Annotated in this window: 1 protein-coding gene; it reads left to right on the forward strand. The window is 66.0% G+C overall.

Annotated elements, in window-relative coordinates; translation table 11 throughout:
- A partial coding sequence (gene tnpC, locus QQK25_RS23090; protein ID WP_284190061.1) for an IS66 family transposase occupies positions 1 to 1,114 on the forward strand: 1,114 nt, incomplete at both ends.

Here is a 1,114-nt window from a genome sequence, read left to right on the forward strand (position 1 = left end):
CGATGACCGAGGAGCTTGAGCAGCTCTCCGGCAAACCCGCATCCGCCAAGGGCCAGGCCAAGCGCAAACCTCTGCCGCCCGAACTGCCTCGCACCGAGATCCATCACGAGCCGGACAGCACCACCTGCGCCTGTGGCTGCCAGATGAAGCGCATCGGTGAGGACGTGGCGGAGAAGCTCGACTACACCCCCGGCAGCTTCAGCGTCGAGCGCCACGTCCGCGGCAAGTGGGTCTGCCAGGCGTGCGAAACCCTGATCCAGGCCCCGGTGCCGGCCCATGTGATCGACAAGGGCCTGCCCACCGCCGGCCTGCTGGCTCAGGTGCTGGTGGCCAAGTACCAGGATCATTTGCCGCTGTACCGCCAGGAAGGCATCTTCGGCCGGGCCGGGCTCGCGATTCCCCAATCCACGCTCGCCCAATGGGTCGGTCAGATGGGCGTGCAGTTGCAGCCTCTGGTCGATGCCCTGAAGGCAGAACTCCTCGCCTTCCCGGTACTGCATGCCGACGAGACGCCAGTGGCGATGCTCGACCCCGGGGCCGGCAAGACCCACCGGGCCTACCTGTGGTCCTACAGCATCGGCGCCCACGATCCGGTCCGAGCGGTGATCTACGACTTTGCCGACAGCCGCGCCGGCAAGCACGCCCAGGAATTCCTCGGCAACTGGCGTGGCACCCTCGTCTGCGACGATTACGCGGGCTACAAGGCCTTGATCGCCCAAGGCGTGACCGAAGCCGGCTGCATGGCCCACGCCCGACGCAAGTTCTTCGAGCTTCAGGAACACGGGCAGAGCCAGATCGCCGCCGAGGCGCTGGAGCGCATCGCTGCGCTCTACGCCATCGAGGAGGCTGCGCGGGAACTGGCGCCCGACGCCCGTCAGGCGCTACGAGAAACACGGGCGAAACCGCTGCTGGAAGACTTGAAAGCCTGGCTGCTGGCGTGTCGGGGCAAGATCCCCAACGGCTCATCCAGCGCCAAAGCCATCGACTACACCCTCAAACGCTGGGCGGCGCTGACCCATTACCTGACGGATGGGCGCATCCCCATCGATAACAACTGGATCGAGAACCAGATTCGGCCGATTGCCATCGGGCGCAAGAACTGGCTCTTTGCCGG

It is taken from the genome of Zoogloea oryzae (assembly GCF_030161255.1).
Lineage (GTDB): Bacteria > Pseudomonadota > Gammaproteobacteria > Burkholderiales > Rhodocyclaceae > Zoogloea > Zoogloea oryzae.